The sequence below is a fragment of the Paenibacillus sp. FSL H7-0690 genome (assembly GCF_037980415.1).
GTDB lineage: Bacteria > Bacillota > Bacilli > Paenibacillales > Paenibacillaceae > Paenibacillus_AQ > Paenibacillus_AQ odorifer.
Map to the genome: position 1 here is coordinate 607,451 of NZ_CP150281.1, position 19,762 is coordinate 627,212.

Consider the following 19,762-nt stretch of genomic DNA (forward strand, 5'->3'; position numbering starts at 1 on the left):
ACGTAGACAGCGCCCGATATCCGCTAGGTAGCGGTTATCGGGCGCCTATATTTTTCCACACATGACGTAGTCCTTGAATAAGGATCGTACCGTCATGCTTTCTCGTTATATTCATCCCCCGCCGTTCGTGAGTAACGGGTGTCTTAATTCCTTGTTATTTCCAGCAGCCGTGTGGCGAGAATAATCCTTCCAATACGACAAAAGCCCTACCTCTCTTTTGCCCTTGCGGCTCCATTGACCGCGCCAGTGTGAATCGGAATGCTATATTTCGAATTTAATCTCATAAAAAGGAAGAGTACTGCAAGAAAACATAAAGCCTCTTTGTCCAAAATGCCGATGTGTATAATAGTCGGCCTGACATCTTCTTGGTGGGGATATTCAATATATCGAAAAACAAATACCATATAAATATAACACACTATTGTTTAAAAGGCAAATATAATAATGAATTCCAAGATAAGGTTTATTTGATTCTAGAGAGGAACAAACCTCGATAAGGGGCGCTTAGATTTTGAAAGTAACTTAAATTGGGTTAATTGTGAATTATTCCGGAAAAGCTAGTAAACCAGAGGAGATGGGCGATCTCGGTGCAAATGGGCTAAAATGTAAGTTGGATATTTTTGCAAACGCTACAAACTTCAACTGAAAATGCCAGAGACGAATGGGTTGTGTCTGCTGGGGTTATTTTGCGTGCCTATTTTGTGAACAGCTCTCTAAAACTGACAATAAACTCCAACATTGATTGAAGGATTGAGGGTAGACCGTTATAATTAATAAGTCTGGATTTTAATTAAAAAATAAGGGAGATTTTTATGAAACGCGCAGATGTGTGGCTGATTTCCATCGTATTGATTGCTGCGCTCGCTTTTCTCGTACCGAGATGGTTTTCGGACAATGATGACAAAGGTGGGGCCGGTAAAAATCTCATAGCCAATGTAACGGTGGACGGTGAGTTATTTAAAACGGTAAAGCTTACAAAAGAAGAACAAACCATTGAGGTCCGCACGGAACGCGGCTATAACATTTTGAAGGTGCATGATTACGGGATTGAAATGTACGATGCCGATTGCGCTGATAAAGTTTGCCTAGGTTTTGGTTTTATTACCCTGCCCAAACAGACGATTGTCTGTCTACCGCATAGAGTATTAGTCGAAATCACCAGTGCGTCGGGGGAGGATGATATAGATGCCTATGTCCAGTAGTGAATCTGCAACAGCTTTAAAAAGAACAGTGATTATTGCGATTTTCGCCGCAGTGGCAGTAGTGTTAAGTTTAATAGAGGCACAGATTCCGTTATCCGGAATGGGACTGGTGCCGGGTGCTAAGCTCGGACTGGCCAACATTATGATTTTGACTTGTATTTACTTTTTACGTGGACGGGATGCTTTGCTGCTTGTCATCCTCAAAACACTGCTTACTGCATTTCTGCTAGGTACCTTCTCAAGCTTGCTGTTTAGTTTATTTGGTTCACTTTTTAGCTTTGTTGTTATGTTTGTGCTGATGCTGATTAGTGGCAAAGGTAAGAGTATAAGCTTGATCGGAATTAGTATAGCCGGTGGGATTGCGCATAATATCGGTCAGCTGCTGGCAGCTTCTATGGTATTTGCATCACTTAGTATTTTTTATTATCTTCCCATGCTGCTGATCACTGGGGTAGTAACAGGAATTGCCGTGGGCTATGCAGTCCGTTATTTGGTGGCGTCATTGTCAAAAATATCGCTGTTTGAAGAATTTTTGGACTGATTAGTCACATCAGCGGAAGGATGACTAACATGAATGAATCATACGAAGGTCAAGACTTAGAGGGAGAGGGACAAGCAGTCATCTCTCTGGATGGGGTATCGTTTGGCTATGATCCCGAGCATCCGATTCTTCAAAATATAACGTTATCTATCTCTCAAGGACAATGGGTCAGCTTGGTTGGTCCTAATGGCTGCGGGAAGTCTACGTTGGTCAAGCTGCTCAATGCTCTGCTGCCTAAGGGGGCTGGTGAGATTGTGGTTAGTGGCATGCTGCTTAGTGAGGAAACGATCGGAAGCATTCGGCAATGTATCGGAATGGTGTTCCAAAATCCGGATAATCAGTTTATTGGAGCCACTGTAGAGGAAGATATCCTATTCGGCCTGGAAGGGCTTTGTTTGCCGTACGAAGAGATGGCTGAACGTTTGCGCTCCTATACGACGAGACTAGGAATAAATCATCTGTTGTCCAAGCATCCGGGTGAGCTGTCGGGAGGTCAAAAGCAGCGTGTTGCTATCGCTTCCATTCTTGCTATGGAACCAGGCATCGTCATTTTTGACGAGGCCTCTTCTATGTTGGATGAAGGAAGCAGAAATGACCTTCTCGGTATTCTGCAGGATATGCGGGCAGAAGGGAAGTACACGATCCTCATGATTACACATGATGCAGATGAGATTTTGGCATCGGATAGGGTGCTTGCGCTGCATGGAGGTGGTTTGGCTGCAGATGTTACACCGGCGGAGTTGTTCCGGAACGAGGAGCTTCTGGAAAAATGCCATCTGCGTGAACCTTATCCTTGGCGCCTTGCACGCGAGCTGCAGAACCAGGGTATTCATGTGGATGTTCCGACCAGTGAAAAGGAGCTTATAGACACGTTATGGCCATAGAATTACAGCAAGTAAGTTACACCTACGCTGACCGAAGCCTCTGGAAGCTGACGGCGCTCCGGGACATTAACCTCAGTGTACCCATTGGCTCGATGGTTGGTATTGCGGGGGCGACGGGCTCAGGTAAATCGACGCTGCTGCAATTGTTTAACGGGATACTGAAACCAACCGAGGGTACGGTAAAAGTGCTTGATGTAACTATTCAGGCTGGTGAGAAGTCACCTAAGCTAATGCCACTGCGCCGCCGAGTCGGATTGGTATTTCAATTTCCGGAGCAGCAGATGTTCGAAGATACGGTCGAGAAGGATCTCATTTTCGGTCCCCTTAATTTCGGCATGAGTCTCGAAGAGGCAAAGTCACGTGCACGTCAGGCCATGTCAGATATGGGGCTGGATCTCGCACTGCTAGAGCGGAATCCTTTCCAATTGAGCGGTGGACAAATGCGTAAGGCGGCTATCGCTTCCGTGCTAGCTATGGACCCTGAGGTCATCGTTCTGGATGAGCCCACGGCAACGCTTGATCCCATTAGCCGTGCAGAGTTAATCAGCTTGCTGGAGAGATTATGTCGTGAGCAGGGCAGAACGATCATTATCGTCACGCATCGGATGGATGAGTTATTGCCCTATGCAGACAGCTGGGTTGTACTTAAAGAGGGCAGCACGGCGTTTCAGGGCAGTGTAAAGGCGCTTGCAGATGATCCTTCAATTCTGGAACAGTGTGGTTTGACGGTTCCGCAGTCCCTTCGTTACTGGCGTGCAGTTGCTGATCATTTAGGTCTTGTGGATGAAGCCCCCCGCTTGACGGCTGAGAGTCTGGCAGAGCTTATAGCTTCGCTGCCAGCGGAATCAATAAGCACTGGTAAGCCCGATGGAAAGAGGGATGACCATGAATGAGAAACTGATCTTAGGTAGGAGTATTGAGACCGGTTCGTGGGTGCACAAACTGGATGCTCGTGCCAAAATCACTGGCATGCTATTATACGTAGCTGTTATCCTGCTCTCACGTTCGTGGATGGCCATGGCTGTGCTGGCTATTTTTTCGATAGCCGTTATGGCTTCAACGCGGATTCCGCTTAAATACTTCCTGAAAGCAGCTAAGCCTTTACGTTATTTAATGTTGTTTATCTTTATTGTGCAGGTGGTGTCTGTAAAGACAGGGGAGGTAGTGCTGACTCTTGGTTCCTGGTCTATCTATGAGGGAGGGCTAAGATTAGGGGCATTTTCGGTCATCCGCATGTTCTTTCTTATCACCTTTACAGCGCTTCTGACCTTCACAACAACGCCGGGGAAGCTGAATCAAGGGCTGGAGGGGATCTTGACACCCTTCAAAAAGCTTGGCTTATCCCCTGACCGTATCACGCTGATGATCAGCATTTCACTTCGTTTCATTCCTACGATTCTAGATGAATCGCAGATCATAATGAAAGCGCAGGCCTCAAGGGGAGCCGATCTGAAAGAGCTGCCTTTGAAGGAAAAGGGACGGATGTTAGTCTCCCTGCTGGTCCCGATTATCGCCAGTGCCTTTAGGCGTGCTCAGGATCTGGTGTATTCCATGGAAGCCCGCGGTTTTCGCATGGATGCTCCCCGCAGTCGGTATCACCGCCTAAGGTGGGGCAAATTCGATACTGTTTTTATTGGGATGTTTGTGGTCATGGGAATTGCAGTAGCTTTGTTATAATACTCATTCCCTATTAGTAGTATCAACTTGGGAGGGAACTTGAATGGCACGTTATTTTAACGGTAGAGAAGTCGAATTACTCGCACCCGCAGGAACGTTTGAGATTTTCAAGGAAGTGATCCAATCACGGTGTGATGCAGTTTATTTTGGTGGACCTGTATTGAATATGAGAATGATGCGTAAAGGTTATAACCTTACTCATGAAGAGATCGTAGAGGCACTTGATATCGCACACCGTCTAGACAAAAAAGTGTATATCACTGTGAATAATCTTTTTAGTGAGGAAGATGTGGAGGAAGCTAGAGAATACTTGCGTTTCCTTGATGGTGCTCGGCCAGATGCCTTGATTGTTCAGGATATGGCAGTGTTGGAGCTTATTCGGGAGATGGAGCTTAACCTTCCTATTCACTCTTCCGTAATGATGAATGTTCACAACCTGGAGATGATCTATGCGCTGCGTGATCTGGGTGTAACTCGTGTAGTTACCTCGCGGGAAATGGACCTGCAGACAGCTAAGCTGCTTGGTCAGCGGAGTGGTATGGAGCTGGAATATTTTATTCACGGGGATATGTGCTCTGTGCATGGTGCAAATTGTTACTTCAGTTCCCATGTTTTTGGCATGAGCAGCAACCGGGGAAAATGTATGAAGCCTTGCCGCTGGGATTATCGGGTTAAAAAAGACGGATATGTATATCCTGCTGAATATCCACTGGCTGTCAAAGATATGTTTATGTATGAGCATCTTCCGGAATTGATTGAATCAGGTATTACTTCCTTCAAAATAGAAGGCCGTATGCGTGATAAGGATTTTATGGTGATGCTGGCGAATAGCTACGGCGAAGCCATTGACCGATATATCGATGATCCGATTGGCTTTGATCGTACGGTTGATACTAAAGAGCTGTACAACAACCGCAAGCGTGACTTTTCGACAGCTTATGCTTTTGGTAAACCAGGGTTAGCTAACATTAACCGTCGTTATGAAGGCACGGGCAAATTCTATAGCACTGGAAAAGTATTTAGCACCCCAACCGCAGAACGTGAGCTATCTGAAAAACGTGTAGAGGAATTGCGGGAACGTTTGGCGCAAGAAAAGAAACCAATGGCAACAAAAGCTAAGCTGGCTGTACGTGTGAATAATATGGAACAGGCGCGCGTAGTATTGGAGCTGGGTGTGGATAGTTTATACTTGCCGGGGGATGTATTTGAACCGGACAGACCTTTTACAAAACGTGATATTAAGGAACTTGGTGAGCTAAAAGGCGATAGCAAAATCTATTTAGGGTTGCCACGCATGATGACCGAGCTGCATTTTGATCAATATGATCAATTGCTTGGTGGAGAACGCTTGCCGATCGACGGTATAATCGTTACTAATTTGGGAGCGATTCGCAGATACAGTTCTACAGGTTATCCGTTAATTGGAGATGGTAGTTTAAATGTCTACAATCATCTTTCAGCCCAATTATATGCAAAATTAGGTTTAACTCAGCTTTCGGTTTCACCGGAAATGACGCTGGAGCACTTTGCTACCTTTGCCTCGCGTTGTGACACGCCTTTGGAAGTTGTTGTACATGGTACACCTGCACTAATGTATATGGAACATGACCTTTATGAGAATACTGAAGTAATGGAGCCTATCGCTGAAGAGGATAATCAATATGTGCACAATAATGTATTGGTTCTAAAAACAGACAAAGGTGAAAATCCGGTATATCGTGATCAGCACGGCCGTTGCCATCTTTTGTTCGCGAAAGAGCTCTGCTATTTACCGTTGCTTGGTGAGATGATTGATCTAGGCATATCTAGTTTCCGTATTGAAGGAGCGACATATAGCGCTCAGCAGTTGCGTGAAATTATAATTTCTTATCAACAAGCTATGAATCGTACTGAAGTAAAAGATGATATGCTAGGTGGTCTTGAGCCCATTTATGCGGGTTATACTCTAGGTTCGCTGCAATTTAACTAATTCTATTTTTTGGGGCAAAATACCGTCTGCTAGTAAGAAGAATGCACAGTACTCTATGAATAAGTTACTATTTTCACAAGAAGAGAGGGAATCAATCATGGAACAACAAGAATTCATCGGAAGAGAAGCCGTAGCGGCAAAGCGTAAGCAATATTTCTATCCGTGTACACAGCATTTTTACCGCGATGCGCCTCAGCTTGTGCGAGGTTCGATGCAGTTTGTGTATGATGAAAATGGCAAACAATATACAGATTTCTTCGCAGGTGTATCTGTAGTTGCCTGTGGGCACTGCAATCCAGCCATAACTGAACGTACGATTGAGCAACTGCAGCAGCTGCAGCATACGTCTACGATCTATTTAACTCAGCCAAATGTGGATTTGGCTGAACGTCTGGAAGAGGTTATGCCAGGCGGTCTACGCCGAACCTTTTTCGTGAACAGCGGCTCAGAGGCTAATGAAGGCGCACTGCTGCTCGCTCGGATGTATACAGGACGCAAGGGGTTCATTGCACTGGAAAGTGGTCTACACGGCCGTACCAATCTAACTATGAGCGTGACAGGTCTGCCGATGTGGCGTACCGATAAATACTTGGATCATGACGTTGAGTTTATTCCTCGCCCATATCATCCAGAACTATCTCTAGAGGAAGCCGCTGCACTATCCCTGGAATCTCTGGAGCGAGTGCTTGAGGAGAAGGGGAATACTATCGCCGCAATGATCGTAGAGCCAATCCAAGGCAATGGTGGTATGATTATGCCAACGCCAACCTATTTCAGTGAGGTCAAAATGTTGCTGGAGAGATACGGCGTGCTTCTGATCGCTGATGAAATTCAAACTGGATTTGGTCGTACAGGCAAAATATTTGCTATGGAGCATTTTGACGTAGTGCCCGATATTATAAGTATGGCCAAGGCACTGGGGAATGGAATTCCGGTGGCAGCCTTTGCGACAACGGATGAGATTGCACTCGCGCTGAACCGTCCGTCGGCTTCAACCTTTGGAGGCAATCCGGTATCTGCTGCAACGGCGCTGGCTGTGCTTGATTATATTCGCGATGAACGGCTTCCTGAACGCTCAGTGCTGCTCGGAGAACGATTGAAAGCAGGGCTAAAGACCCTTCAAGACCGTTATCCTTCGCTTATTGTGGATGTACGGGGAATTGGGCTTATGTTGGGAGCGGAGCTTGCTGGTGAGGATGCAGAAGGCTCTGCGGCGCTTACAGATCAAGTACTGGAAGCGATGAAAGACAGAGGATACCTGATCGGCAAAAATGGCATAGGACGCAACGTACTAGCCTTTCAACCGCCGATGATTATTACGGAAGAGGATATCGACGGGCTGCTTTACAACCTGAATGAAGTCCTTGCGGAGCTTAATGACTAATATAATGAATTTCAAGTAGCGAAGAAAGAGGAAAACGAATGGCTATTCTAAACATTTTTAAAACTGCAGGCCTAAAGCTTAAAATGTTCAGTGAACTGGTGATGTTCTCTCATACGCTTTTTTCGCTGCCGTTTGCCATTATCTCGATGGTGTGGGCTGCTGGGGGCTGGCCATCAGGGCATGTGATGATCTGGGGTCTGATTGCATTGATCGGTGCCCGTAATGGCGCTAATGCATTCAATCGGCTGGCAGACCGTACGTTTGATGAACAGAATCCTCGTACGGCACATCGGCATTTGCCACAACGGTTATTGGCAGAAAAAGAAGTGGTTGTCTTTGTTATTGTCAATTATGCCATCTTTATTGTGGCTTCAGGCATGCTGAACTTGCTCTGCCTGCTCTTATCGCCGGTAGCAATCGTGTTAATATCGACTTATTCTTATACAAAACGTTTTACCTTTCTAAGCCATTTATATTTAGGCTTTGTTATTGCTTCCGCACCGATTGGTGCATGGTTTGCCGTAACCGGAAATATCGCATTTACCCCGTTTGTGATCGGGACGGTAGTTATGCTCTGGATTGCCGGATTTGATATTATCTACGGCACTCAGGACATTGAATTTGACCGGCGGCATGGGTTATGGTCTATTCCGAGCTTCTTTGGATTAGAGAATGCGCTGCGTATCGCCAAAGGTCTACACTTCATTATGATTATGCTGCTATTATTTCTATACGTATGGCAGGATCTCGGATGGATGTATTTAGTTGGGATTGGTATCGCTACATTGCTCCTGATGACCGAGCATAAGATTATAAAGCCTTCGAATCGTAAGCTGATGAAGGTGGCTTCTTATAATCTAAATCAGGTAATCAGCATAGTGATATTATTGTGTACGCTGATTGATTTTTTCTATGTTAGTTAGGGAGCTGGCTTTGGTGAGCCGGCTGGCTGAGCATTTGGCACATTGCCCTCAAACTAACAACAAAAGACAATAGCCTACCCAAAAGGGGTAAGCAAGGAGATCGGAAAGCTGGCTACGCTAGCTTTCCTTTTTTGTGTTGACTCGGGTCCCCGCTCTGCAAGGGGGAAGCTACGAGTTGAATGCAAAGATTAGGGAAAACCTCCCTAATCTTATTGAGTTTTTTATCCTTTGACTCTGTTTTAGGGAATTTCTCCCTGAAAAATAGCTGGTTACTCTTAAAAGCATGCTAAAGTGGACTTTATTAGGGAGCAATTCCCTAATATCGTGGTTTTCGAACGATTATTAGCTAATTTTAGGGAGGTTTTCCCTAATTAATCCGATGGAGTAGAATGACTGAATTAGCTCATGTGCGCTACGCTGCGTTTGCGTGTTTAGCTTGTCCTGTTGAAGCGGAAAAATAGCAGTTGAATTGCGACAAGATCAATAAAATGATGTGTCTAAATCAAAAAAACGGATACCCCCAAGTGAATGGGAGGTATCCGTTTTTATTTGTATTAGATCGTACGCTTTAGCGATCACGGTCCGCAAAATATTGCAGCAACGTTTCCAGATCAGCATGCGCAGGGTAGGAGGAGAGCTGCTGCACAATAGCTGCAGCTTTATCCAGATAGTTCTGGCTGACCCGTTCAGCGCGAGCGAGGGCATCGCTATTGTTAATTAGGGTGAGCACATGTGCTACTTCAGCGTCGGAAGAATCCGGGCCGATTGCACGGATCACAGGCGAGAGCTTAGGGTCCTGCAAGGCGTACAGCACTGGCAGGGTGACCTGACCATGTCGCAGGTCGCTACCGGCAGGTTTGCCTAGGACATCGGCGGACTGTGTGAAATCTAGCAGGTCATCTTGTATCTGAAAGGACATCCCTAAGGCTTCTCCAAAATTATAAAGGAGATTGGCAACTTCTTCGGTGCTTTCAGTGGACAGTGCACCAACCCGCAAGCAGGTTGCCATAAGAAGAGCGGTTTTGTTTAAGGATTTCTCCAAATACTGATCCATTGTAATTTCATAATCAAAAGCATGTTCCATTTGCTGATATTCACCCAGACACAGCTGAGCGGTGGCTACAGAGGATAAGTCATGAACGTATCTGTTTTTATCTCCTGTATATTTGCTCAGCAGCTCGATGACCCGAGCGGACATGTAATTACCAACATGTACTGCTGACAATGTACCCGTCTTAATATGTAAGGCGGGTACGCCCCGCCGTAACTCAGAACGGTCAATGATATCATCATGAATTAATGAGGCGGCATGAATAAATTCAGCAGCAGCAGCTAATTGAAGCGCTCTGCGACCGGTATCCTTACGGCCAAACCGACTGCCAACAATGACCATGAGGGGACGAAGGCGTTTACCACCGGAATTTATAAGCTCTAGAACACTTTGCGCGAGCTGAGATTTCTTAGGTACATCTTTATCACGCGTCACAAGGTTTACGATTTCGCGGTTGATTTCATTTATGTCTATATTTAAGGCCTCATGCAGCTTCATTTATGGATCCCACCTGTCAAATGGCTTTGCTTGTGCGACTACGCTGTCTGCACTCTTGAATCAAGAACTCTTCGATTCCAGTAGCTGGATCATGTTCCGCGAAGTCTCCATTTGACCGTCTAATCTGCATTTTTTTGATCGAAGGAGCTAGATAAGCAACTAAGTCGAGCTCACGGCATTTCACCGCAAACTGCAGGTAAAAGCTATACAAATAATCTCCATCCAAAATGTTGCGTGTAAGGTCGGGATGATGTGGGATACATTCCATATGGCGCTCTGCTGCCAAAGTGAGAATAGTGTAAATACCCAGCAAATTGACTTTGCGGCTGTATTCCAGATCATGGCGTTCCAGTACCGAGATTAGCTGTTCACATGCAGCCGGAGAGGGCTGAAGCTCAATTCCGGCAATAGGTGACATTTCAGTATGCAACAACCGGAGGGTATCTTCTATGAGTTGTTTGTTCACAAGATTCTCTCCTTCTTGTCGGTTTTGCCGGAAGAAACCATACCCCGATCATCCCTACAAAACCATTCATTCAAGAAAAAACCACCATTTCCTAGGATTAGGAAGGTTATTTTCTTCTTGTAAATAAGGAGAGTAATGTGTCCTAGGGACACATTACTCTGAAGTATATCCATATTTAACCCTAATAAAATACAATTTGCACATATGTTCTATATGATAAATTACACAAATTCAGGGTTTTATTATCAGTCGGTGTATAGATACCATCGTCTGACGAGCGGAATTCTCTTCCACTGTTTCTTAAGCCAAGGAAGTACATAGTAGTCTAGACCAAGTGTGCTTCCCGATCCGCCGATGCAGGCAATACCAGCAGCAACGTACCATAACATTTCTGTCGAGGCCATTTTGGTTGACCAAATCATGACCGACATGCCTACGGTCGCTATAGAAGCAAGTGCTGTGAAGAGACCAACGATGAGCATAATACCGAAGACGATTTCTGCACATACCATACCGATTTGGAACCATTTCGCGAGGAAAGTATAACTTCCGTCGTTGTTGTAGAACATCAAATCCATGAACCAGTTTGTAATGTTGTATACGAAGTTAGGTACAGGCAACGCTTCAACTGCTTCTTTTGCAGTGGATACTGCTGAAGCTGCAGATTGTGCATCTACGGTGTCTTTAACTGCATCTACTGCAACACTGGCTGCTGATGAAGCATCCGTTGCAAAAGGAGCAGCTGGAATCAAGAAAATCTTATCTGGATCTTTCCAAATCTTTTGGATCTTCTCAATACCTTCGTATAACCACATACCCCCAAGTAGAACACGAAGTGGAACGAGCCAGAAATTAGGTGAACGTTTGGAGAAGTGACCACCCAAGAAGCTCTTGCGGTTCTCAACATGGAAGAATTCATGCATCATATATGTCCATACTTTATTGAATCCGACAACCTGAGACAGGTAGAACATATTAATAAAGTGTTTGGATAGCATTGCCATGAATCCAGTAAGCATAAAGAACTTACCTGGCAGACCAACGTTAGCTACGCCGTAGCGGCTACCAATGGAGACCATTGTACCGTGGAAACCTGGTTTGTAAGCTTTTTTAGCAGTGTTCTGAATGTCGGCGGCAATGTTGCCAGCAACAATCGGAGCGGCTTGTTCAGCGTTCTCAACCATTTGTGGTACAGGACGAGTTTCACCTTCAGGAATGTAGAAAATGTTGTCCCCTACTACGTAGACGTTCTTATGATCTACACTTTCCAGGTTCTCATTCGTAACAATCCGTTTGCGGCCTTGTTGTTGAACTTCAAGTCCACCAACGATTTCGGAGCCTTCAACACCAGCAGTCCAAACAATTGTTTGGGAATCGACGACGTTTTTCTCACCAAGGGCAACACTACCATTGCCTACTTCGGTGATTTTAGCGCCAGTAACGATTTCCACGTTCAGCTTACGAAGGCGAGCTTCAGCTTTTTGAATCAGCTTATCTGGAAGGATAGGCAGAATCTTCGGAGCCATATCAGCCACAATCAATCTTACTTCGGATGGGTCGATAAAGAACTCCTTGCATAATTCCTCGCGTTGTTCAGCCATTTCACCAACCAGCTCGACACCAGTAAAGCCGGCACCGATAATAACGAAGGTCAGCATAGCACGGCGTACAGCTGGATTTTTCTCCATAGCCGCTTTGGTATACATATCGCGGATTTGGCGTTTCAATGCTACCGCATCATCGTAAGACCAGAAGGAGAAGGTGTTTTCTTCTGCGCCTGGAATGCCGAAGAAGGTTGGTTTGCTACCTGTGCCGATTACAAGGTAATCGTAAGCGTAGGTAGCTTTATCGGACTTAAGTTTTCTGCTTTTGAAATCGATATTGCTGATCTCATCAAGAACAACATCTACTTTAAGGCCCGCAAAAATTTTCTTAAGATCGATCTTGATTGAATCCTCTGGAGCACGGTTCGCGGCAACCTCATGCAGCTCAGTCAATAGAGTGTGATATGGATTCCGGTCGATCAGTGTAATTTCAACATCTTTGTTTTTCTTAAATTTCTTTGCCAGTTTCTTAGCCGTGAGTACGCCGCCGTAGCCGCCGCCCAAAATGACTATTTTCTTCAAGAGAAATTCACCTCATTCGTCTGATTAGCTGCAGAAGGTCCTGCGAAATTATTTCGCGCCTTCGAGTGCTTTTTCTGCAAGTGTAAAATATTCACCAACATGAATACTCACGCCGGAAATTGCATCAGTTTTGCCTTCAGCATCAAGCGTTGGAGCAGTACCTTTGTTTTCAAGGAAGTATTTTTCAGCCAAAGCGATTTCTTCATGCCATTCAGCAGAAGCGCCGCCAGCTTTCATACCATATTTACCATCAACGGAGAATTGCTTCTTGTCATCGCCAGCAGCATTCAAACCACTGAATTTAACAGCTACAACATTACCGTTAGCAACAGTCAGGTCAACAGTGGATTTCCAACCGGATTCAGCGTCCATTTCGCCTTCAGCATGGTAGCCTCCGTCTTTATATTGACCAGCTTCTACTGGACCAGCAGCAAGAGCAGCTTGAGCAGCTTTTACAAAGTCAGATACGTGTACGGATACACCAGAGATGGCATCAGTTTTCCCCTCAGCATCAAAAGTTATAGCTGCTGGATCTTGTTTTTCGATCAGGAATTCTTCAGCTTTAGCTGCTTGCTCGTGCCATTCAGAAGAAGCACCGCCAGCTTTCATGCCATATTTACCATCTTCAGAAACCTTTTTCTTCAGGTCGCCTGCAGTGTTAACGTTAAAGGCATCCCAGTCAGCTTTAGTGATCTTTCCACCTTCTACAGTTAAGAGTGCAAAATATTGCCAGCCAGTTTTAGCATCAACGTCAGCAGTACCGTAGTAAACTCCGTCTTTGTACTGTCCAGCTTCAGTTCCAGCGTTACCGGAATTTGTTGCAGGAGCAGTTGTTTCAGCTGGTGCGTTAGTAGGGGCTGCGGCGTTGTCTGTGTTGTTACCACAACCTGCGAGCAATCCAAGGATAAGTGCGCTCGACAAGATAACAGAAGCTTTTTTCATTTCAAATGACCTCCAAAAATATAGTTTAAAATATATATATTAAAATGTAAAACATTTTAATAGTCGAGCGAAGTGATAAAAATCACTTTATAAATGATATTTGTCACTTTAATCTCATACCTTATTACCCTTTTGTAACAGTATCATGACTTATATCGGCATAGATTAGAAAAAAATTTAATGATGTTGTTTTATCTCCGATGGCATTCTAGCATATGGAGTAGGAAAACATTTGTGAAATAAATCACTTAAAAAATTAAATATTTAATTTATATCTGGATTATATCAAATTTTAAAAGATTTGAATACATAAATTAAAAAATATATGTGACAGAATACGACTTAATTTGCTAATGCCATGAATGGCGGAAAGATTCATAGCGAATGGGGAAGGGTAAGTAAAGGTAACACGGGATAACGATCCTACCCTAATTAATTCAGCTAAGGAGATGAGCTTATAATGGACAACAATGTATTTAAAGGGAAATGGAAACAGCTCAAAGGCGAGGCCAAGAAGCAATGGGGCAAGCTTACAGATGATGATCTTGACGTAATTGATGGTGAAAAGGATAAATTAGTAGGTAAACTACAAGAACGTTATGGACACACGAAAGAAGACGCGGAAAAAGAGTACCAAACTTGGGGACGTTCCTACCGCGATTAATTCGTTACTAGTGACGTCTATAATAAAATTCCAGAAGAAGAGCGCAAATCGCATCTGATTTGCGCTCTTCTTCTGCGTCCGTGGGCGGTTAGTTATCGAATAGGGCTTTAGTATGGTAGTATTATGAGATGAAAGTTGTAATTTATTTTGCCAAGGTGGGAGTGAATCTATGGGTTATCTTAAAATATTTTTTGGAAACACCGCGATGCTAATAGCTGTAGCCTATTTGGCTAATCTTATATATAAAAGCACCATTTCAAATGCAAGTGTAAGAATAAAGAAAGTAAGCTGGGTATTACTGGCCATCTTTGCCGGGTGGATTAGTACTCTTTTTGGATATAGGCTGGATGAGCATGTGATTTTTGATTTACGTTTTGTGCCACTTATTATTTCAACGCTGGCTTATCCGCATCCTTTCATTCTTGTTTTGATTGGTATAGGAACAGGTCTTACACGGTTAACTTTTGGAGTAAATGAGGCAGCAATGGCTGGTACAATTAATTTGTCCATTCTAGGATTTGTTTGTGCTGCGCTTAGCTACTGGGTCAGACGATCTAGCTTATGCATAGTGAACAAAGGTTTGATCGTGATTCTAGTCGTAAATGTAATGAATGCAATCAACATTATGGTGTTTGGTGTGATTCCCGCCCCAGAGTACATAAGAGAGATTATGCCGATTACTTTCCCTGCAGGGTTGATTCTAAGTGTTCTATTCTCCTTAATTATTCGTGACTTTCAATTAGGACTCTTACGGAATGTGCAGATTCAGCGTGCTAATGAACAACTGTCTGCCCAGACGGAGGAGCTGCATAAGAATAAGATAGCGCTTGAAGAACGTGCCGATCAGTTAATGATGGCTTCGCAATTTAAATCCGAATTTCTGGCCAATATGTCTCATGAGCTTCGAACACCACTGAATAGCATCATTAATTTATCGCAATTAATTGAAGACAATGATAATTCTCTTACGGAAGCAGAAATGAGTGAGTATGCAGCCATTATCCGCCGTTCTGGTGAAGAATTATTGATGATAATTGGCGATATATTAGATCTCTCCAAAGTGGAAGCAGGTCGATTAGATATTATAAATGAAGATTTAAGTGTTATTGAGATCCCAGAGATCCTGGCTATGCAATTCGCTGTCACGGCTAAACAAAAGGAACTGGAATTTACTATTGCTATGGAAGAAAATATCCCGCAAATGATTCATTCCGATCCACAGCGGATTCAGCAGATCCTGCGTAATTTGCTCTCTAATGCTTTTAAATTTACAAAGTCTGGCCATGTCGCACTCCGTATTCGTCAAGAGGAACGTGGGGAAAGAGCTATTGTGAAGCATTGGATTGTATTTGAGGTAGAAGATAGTGGGATAGGTATTGCACCAGAGAAGCATGCCATGATCTTTGAAGCCTTCCAACAGGCGGATAGAACAATTAGTCGAAAATATGGCGGAACAGGATTAGGACTTTCTATTAGTAATGATTTGGCCAGACTGCTCGGAGGGTTCATTACTTTAGAAAGTGAGGAGGGTAAAGGGAGTCGTTTTTCGCTTTATTTACCCCTCGAATTCATAGAAGAGTAAGCTCCAATATTATTTGTTAATTTGGCGTATTGACAGTAGATTGATGCGGAGTAGAATGAAGCAAATGCCGCATCAAAGGAGTGTTACCCCTTTCTATGAACAACATGGAAACTAAGCACACAGTTACTAGTTCAAAGCGTGTCCGTAAAACCTCAGTACATCGCAGGAATTTGCGCATTGCTACCTGGGAAGGTGTGCCATCGACCATTTTCCAGGTCCTGCTGCAAGGGCAGTTTCTAACAGGATTCCTGCTATATTTAGGAGCCACTTCAAGTCAAATTGGATTTGTGCTAGCGCTTACCACTTTGGTTAACGTGATGCAGATCGGGGTAGCTTTTTTGATTCAGAAGCTGCCAAGCCGCAAATGGGCTATGGTTACTTTTATCGGCCTGCATAGGATACTTTGGAGTTCTACGGGGCTAATTCCGTTTATTTTTCCTAAAGAGTATTGGGTCATGGCTTTTATAGCCTTATATACTACTGCTTTTATTGCCAATACGGCGGGTGGTGTGCTGTGGAGCTCTGTGATCAGCGATCTTGTTCCGGCACGTGTGCGTGGACGCTATTTTGGGATTCGTAATACGTTCCTGAATGCACTCGGTAGTCTGGTAATGTATGGTGGGGGTATCGTTTTGGATCGTTATCCCGGGAGCCATGGCTTTTTGATTCTTTATATTGTTGTGTGGATCTTCGCGATCTCTAACGTCGTTGTATTCTTTTTTTATCCCGACGTGCCTTTCGAGAAATCGGAAGAACATAAATTTTTACCGATGTTTAAGAAACCGCTTAAAGATACTTTATTTATGAAGTCTACTTTGTTTCTGGCCGCCTGGTTGCTGCTGCAGAATTTAACTGTTCCGCTATACTCGTATGTCATGTTGCAGTTACTTCATATAAATTATGAAACGTTATCACTGCTTAATGTGTCCCAGACTCTTTTTATGATGGCTAGTTTCTACGTTTGGGGTAATCTAAATGCAAAATATAGCAATAAACGTCTGTTGTTCTTTACGTTGCCGATTATTGCCTTGTCCTCGTTGATGTGGGGACTCTTGTCTGTGTTGCCGATGCTGTTGGTGTTGTTTGCCGCTCATATTGTTTTTGGTGTAGGTGTAGGCGGTTTCAACCAGCTGGCCTTTAATTTTATTATTGGAGACACGCCGAAAAAAGAACGGCCTATGTATATGGCGACCTATGCGGCGCTTACGGGTTTATCATCCTTTTTTGGTCCGCTTATTGGGGGACAGCTGTATGAAAAAATTGCCCACTGGCCGCAATGGACCCAAGTATACGGTATGCAGTTGGTAGTGGGAACGCTTATGATCGCTCTTGCCTTCCTGCTGGGCCGTCGTATTCTAAAGGACGAATAGAAGTAAAGGGGACTATTCCATGTTAAGGATTGCGTTGGTATTAGGGGCTACTGGATTAGTAGGGAAAGCGGTTACGGAGGAATTGCTGAATCGTGAAGGATGGGGTGAGGTGAGAGTGCTTGTACGGACTCCATTAGCTTTAGAACATCCTAAGCTTAAGCAAATCGTTGTGGATTGGGAGAGCCTGGCGGAGTATAGCGATTCGTTCGAAGGCGTTCATTCCATCTTCTGTTGCCTCGGGACTACGATCAAGAAGGCAGGTTCACAAGAGCAGTTCGAACGTGTCGATCTGGATTATCCGCTTGCAGCTGCTGCTATTGCGAGAGATCACGGTGTTAAACAGTTCTTGGTTGTTTCATCCATGGGGGCAGATGCCAAATCGCGCAATTTCTACAGTCGGACTAAGGGGAGAGCAGAGGAAGCGTTAAGCAAAATCGGTTTTCAAGGGCTGCATTTGTTTCGGCCATCCTTGCTGCTGGGTCATCGTGAGGAATTCAGACTGGGAGAACGCGTCGCGGCTAGATTGATGAAAGCACTGGAGTTTGTGATGGTTGGCAAAGCGGCTAAATATCGTGCCATACCTGGTGTAACTGTGGCGAGAGCTATGGTTAACATTGCCTCTGCTGACACGCATGGTTTGCATATCTACACGAATGAAGTAATACATGTGATTGGAAAACGTTAAGTTTTTCGGGCTGCTAATAAATTTGCATTACGGTGAGAACAGGACTTACAATGGACAATAAATGATCAGCGTTTAATGGAGAGGGGTAACAAGATGAGTAAAAAACAAGTAGCTACTACAAAAGCACCAGGAGCCATTGGTCCTTATAGTCAAGCCATTACCACCGGTAGTTGGGTATACACTTCAGGACAACTGGGCCTTAATCCCGAGACAGGGAATTTGGCTGAGGGCGTTCAGGAACAAGCTCGTCAAGCACTTAGCAATGTACAAGCTATTCTTGAGGAAGCTGGTGCATCACTGGATCATGTAGTGAAGACCACCGTATTCCTAAAAGATATGAATGATTTTGCAGCAGTTAACGAGGTTTACAGCACTTTCTTTAAAGAACCTTATCCTGCCCGCAGTGCCATTGAGGTTGCTCGACTTCCCAAAGACGGACTTGTTGAGATCGAAGCGGTAGCACGTAAGAAATAAATATGATTTCGCACTTCTAGATTATTCTACAAAAAAAAGGCGGGTTAAGGAGGATCACCTTCTTAGCCTGCCTTTTTATATTATCAAGAGGACAATCAGTATCTGCTGTATCTTCTGCGGCGTGGTGTGAGCAATAGCCAAATGCTGTAGAGCAGCAGAAGACCTGCCGTTACTGTGCCCGTTACAAAGACTGCATTAGCTTCTCTATGTTCCAAGGCGATCGCGATGAAAGCCCATACGAAGACCAGAGGATAGATGCTGTCTCGGTTAGGATAGCTGACTAACACCGCAAGCAGTGTCCCCACGCAGAGCATGATCACGGCCCAGGTTATCCCGCTAAGTCCAAACCCATCCCAATGATTTTTCTCCAGAACAACGCTAACATTCACGATAGTCGCCACAGAGATCCAGCCAAGGTATATACTAAAGGGTAGCTTGATCAGCCATTTCTCACCTGAAGTAGGATTTGCGATCTGGCGCGTTCGGCGATAGATAACAATGATGGAAATTAACATTAACACCATGGCAATCAAAGAAAGCTCGATATATAAATACTGCCAGAGGAAAAGCCAGCTCATATTAAAAACACAGCTCAGGATAAACCAGAACGAAATAGCTCGTACAGAATCCCTAGAACTTGTATAGGAGCGGAATTGATAAATAACGAAACCGGCTAACAAGAGGTAGATCAGCGACCAAATGGAGAATGCGTAGCCAGCAGGAGTCATGTAAGTCTTATATTTGTCAGAGATTTCTCCTGTACTGTTTCCGCCCAAAGGCAAGGTTACCGCCAGCACATTTACGATAATTACACCCACAAAGAATACGAGGTTCCACCATTTATAAGGATTATAACGTCTCAAATAATTCACTCCCTAGCTTTTTTAATAGGGTGTTGCTTATTTAGAATATACCCCTTTTTGGCCTAATTAAGACTATAAAAAGAAAAGAAGTGACTAGTGAGTCATAACATTCTTGGATAGCAGGGCAGTAGTGCGGGGTATTTTAAATGAATCAAATTACTGGGTGTTTCTATATCCTTCAACTTTATTTCATAAAAATCTACAGAAAATATGCAGAAATGTTTTTAAATCAGCGCTTTTTCGTATAAGATGAAGAGATGAAGATTCAAGAAAATATAAGTTTTGTCCTAGTTCTTTATCCTTATATTTACCGCAGGACCGCATTCCCTCTCTAAAAGAGGATGAAGCGACTTCTACTTGTATAGCTTCAAAATTTATTTCTCGCGGAAAAGGTTGCAGTTACCCTTCCTGATGGTATGGGGCTGGTTCTTTTTTTGCTTGCTTAAAAGACAGGAGATCAC

At 44.1% G+C, this 19,762-nt stretch carries 18 protein-coding genes; 13 read left to right on the top strand and 5 right to left on the bottom strand.

What is annotated here, in order from left to right; genetic code table 11:
* Positions 1-812 precede the first annotated feature (812 nt).
* From MHI32_RS02790 to MHI32_RS02825, 8 genes are all read left to right on the top strand, one after another.
* Entirely contained in the window at positions 813-1,202 is a 390-nt protein-coding gene (locus tag MHI32_RS02790) for a NusG domain II-containing protein (RefSeq protein WP_036681022.1), read from the top strand.
* Entirely contained in the window at positions 1,186-1,743 is a 558-nt protein-coding gene (locus MHI32_RS02795; protein WP_076124520.1) for a Gx transporter family protein, read from the top strand. Before MHI32_RS02790 ends, MHI32_RS02795 begins: the two co-directional genes overlap by 17 nt.
* Before the next feature lie 29 nt (positions 1,744-1,772).
* Positions 1,773-2,627: an ATP-binding cassette domain-containing protein gene (locus MHI32_RS02800; RefSeq protein WP_076124518.1), complete on the top strand. Its 855-nt coding sequence runs from the start codon at positions 1,773-1,775 to the stop codon at positions 2,625-2,627.
* Positions 2,618-3,520 (top strand): energy-coupling factor transporter ATPase, encoded by a 903-nt coding sequence (locus MHI32_RS02805; protein WP_076124517.1) that lies wholly within the window; start codon positions 2,618-2,620, stop codon positions 3,518-3,520. Before MHI32_RS02800 ends, MHI32_RS02805 begins: the two co-directional genes overlap by 10 nt.
* Positions 3,513-4,304 (top strand): energy-coupling factor transporter transmembrane component T, encoded by a 792-nt coding sequence (locus tag MHI32_RS02810; RefSeq protein WP_036681014.1) that lies wholly within the window; start codon positions 3,513-3,515, stop codon positions 4,302-4,304. The genes MHI32_RS02805 and MHI32_RS02810 overlap by 8 nt, the downstream gene beginning before the upstream one ends.
* Positions 4,305-4,347: 43 nt before the next feature.
* Positions 4,348-6,273 (top strand): U32 family peptidase, encoded by a 1,926-nt coding sequence (locus MHI32_RS02815; RefSeq protein WP_076302343.1) that lies wholly within the window; start codon positions 4,348-4,350, stop codon positions 6,271-6,273.
* A 97-nt stretch (positions 6,274-6,370) separates the two neighbouring features.
* Positions 6,371-7,657, top strand: coding sequence for an aspartate aminotransferase family protein (locus MHI32_RS02820; protein WP_076124513.1), 1,287 nt, complete (start codon positions 6,371-6,373; stop codon positions 7,655-7,657).
* A gap of 38 nt (positions 7,658-7,695) precedes the next feature.
* Positions 7,696-8,580, top strand: a complete 885-nt coding sequence (locus tag MHI32_RS02825; RefSeq protein WP_036681005.1) for a UbiA-like polyprenyltransferase — start codon at positions 7,696-7,698, stop codon at positions 8,578-8,580.
* 568 nt (positions 8,581-9,148) lie between these two features.
* On the opposite strand, the gene MHI32_RS02830 is transcribed toward MHI32_RS02825, so the two are convergent.
* The 4 genes from MHI32_RS02830 to MHI32_RS02845 form a co-directional block, all read right to left on the bottom strand.
* The gene (locus MHI32_RS02830) at positions 9,149-10,129 is read right to left on the bottom strand and encodes a polyprenyl synthetase family protein (RefSeq protein WP_076124510.1); all 981 of its coding nucleotides are present in this window, start codon (positions 10,127-10,129) and stop codon (positions 9,149-9,151) included.
* 16 nt (positions 10,130-10,145) lie between these two features.
* The gene (locus tag MHI32_RS02835) at positions 10,146-10,595 is read right to left on the bottom strand and encodes a hypothetical protein (RefSeq protein WP_076124508.1); all 450 of its coding nucleotides are present in this window, start codon (positions 10,593-10,595) and stop codon (positions 10,146-10,148) included.
* Positions 10,596-10,840: 245 nt separating this feature from the next.
* Complete coding sequence (locus MHI32_RS02840; protein ID WP_076124507.1) at positions 10,841-12,721, bottom strand: FAD-dependent oxidoreductase; 1,881 nt, start codon at positions 12,719-12,721, stop codon at positions 10,841-10,843.
* Between the two features lie 48 nt (positions 12,722-12,769).
* On the bottom strand, positions 12,770-13,663 hold the full coding sequence (locus tag MHI32_RS02845) for an FMN-binding protein (protein WP_076124505.1): 894 nt from the start codon (positions 13,661-13,663) through the stop codon (positions 12,770-12,772).
* Positions 13,664-14,123: 460 nt separating this feature from the next.
* Here MHI32_RS02845 and MHI32_RS02850 point away from each other — a divergent pair, with 460 nt between their 5' ends.
* The 5 genes from MHI32_RS02850 (at position 14,124) to MHI32_RS02870 (ending at position 18,438) form a co-directional block, all read left to right on the top strand.
* Positions 14,124-14,327: a CsbD family protein gene (locus MHI32_RS02850; protein WP_036682530.1), complete on the top strand. Its 204-nt coding sequence runs from the start codon at positions 14,124-14,126 to the stop codon at positions 14,325-14,327.
* A gap of 169 nt (positions 14,328-14,496) precedes the next feature.
* Positions 14,497-15,909, top strand: coding sequence for an ATP-binding protein (locus tag MHI32_RS02855; protein ID WP_076179738.1), 1,413 nt, complete (start codon positions 14,497-14,499; stop codon positions 15,907-15,909).
* 104 nt (positions 15,910-16,013) lie between these two features.
* A complete protein-coding gene (locus MHI32_RS02860) occupies positions 16,014-17,279 on the top strand; it encodes an MFS transporter (protein ID WP_036682545.1) in 1,266 nt (421 codons plus the stop codon).
* A 19-nt stretch (positions 17,280-17,298) separates the two neighbouring features.
* Complete coding sequence (locus MHI32_RS02865; RefSeq protein WP_076124502.1) at positions 17,299-17,964, top strand: oxidoreductase; 666 nt, start codon at positions 17,299-17,301, stop codon at positions 17,962-17,964.
* Between the two features lie 93 nt (positions 17,965-18,057).
* A complete protein-coding gene (locus MHI32_RS02870) occupies positions 18,058-18,438 on the top strand; it encodes a RidA family protein (protein WP_036682524.1) in 381 nt (126 codons plus the stop codon).
* Positions 18,439-18,533: 95 nt separating this feature from the next.
* Here the strand turns inward: MHI32_RS02870 and MHI32_RS02875 are convergent, their stop codons facing one another.
* Positions 18,534-19,301, bottom strand: a complete 768-nt coding sequence (locus MHI32_RS02875) for a TspO/MBR family protein (RefSeq protein ID WP_076124500.1) — start codon at positions 19,299-19,301, stop codon at positions 18,534-18,536.
* Positions 19,302-19,762: the final 461 nt, after the last annotated feature.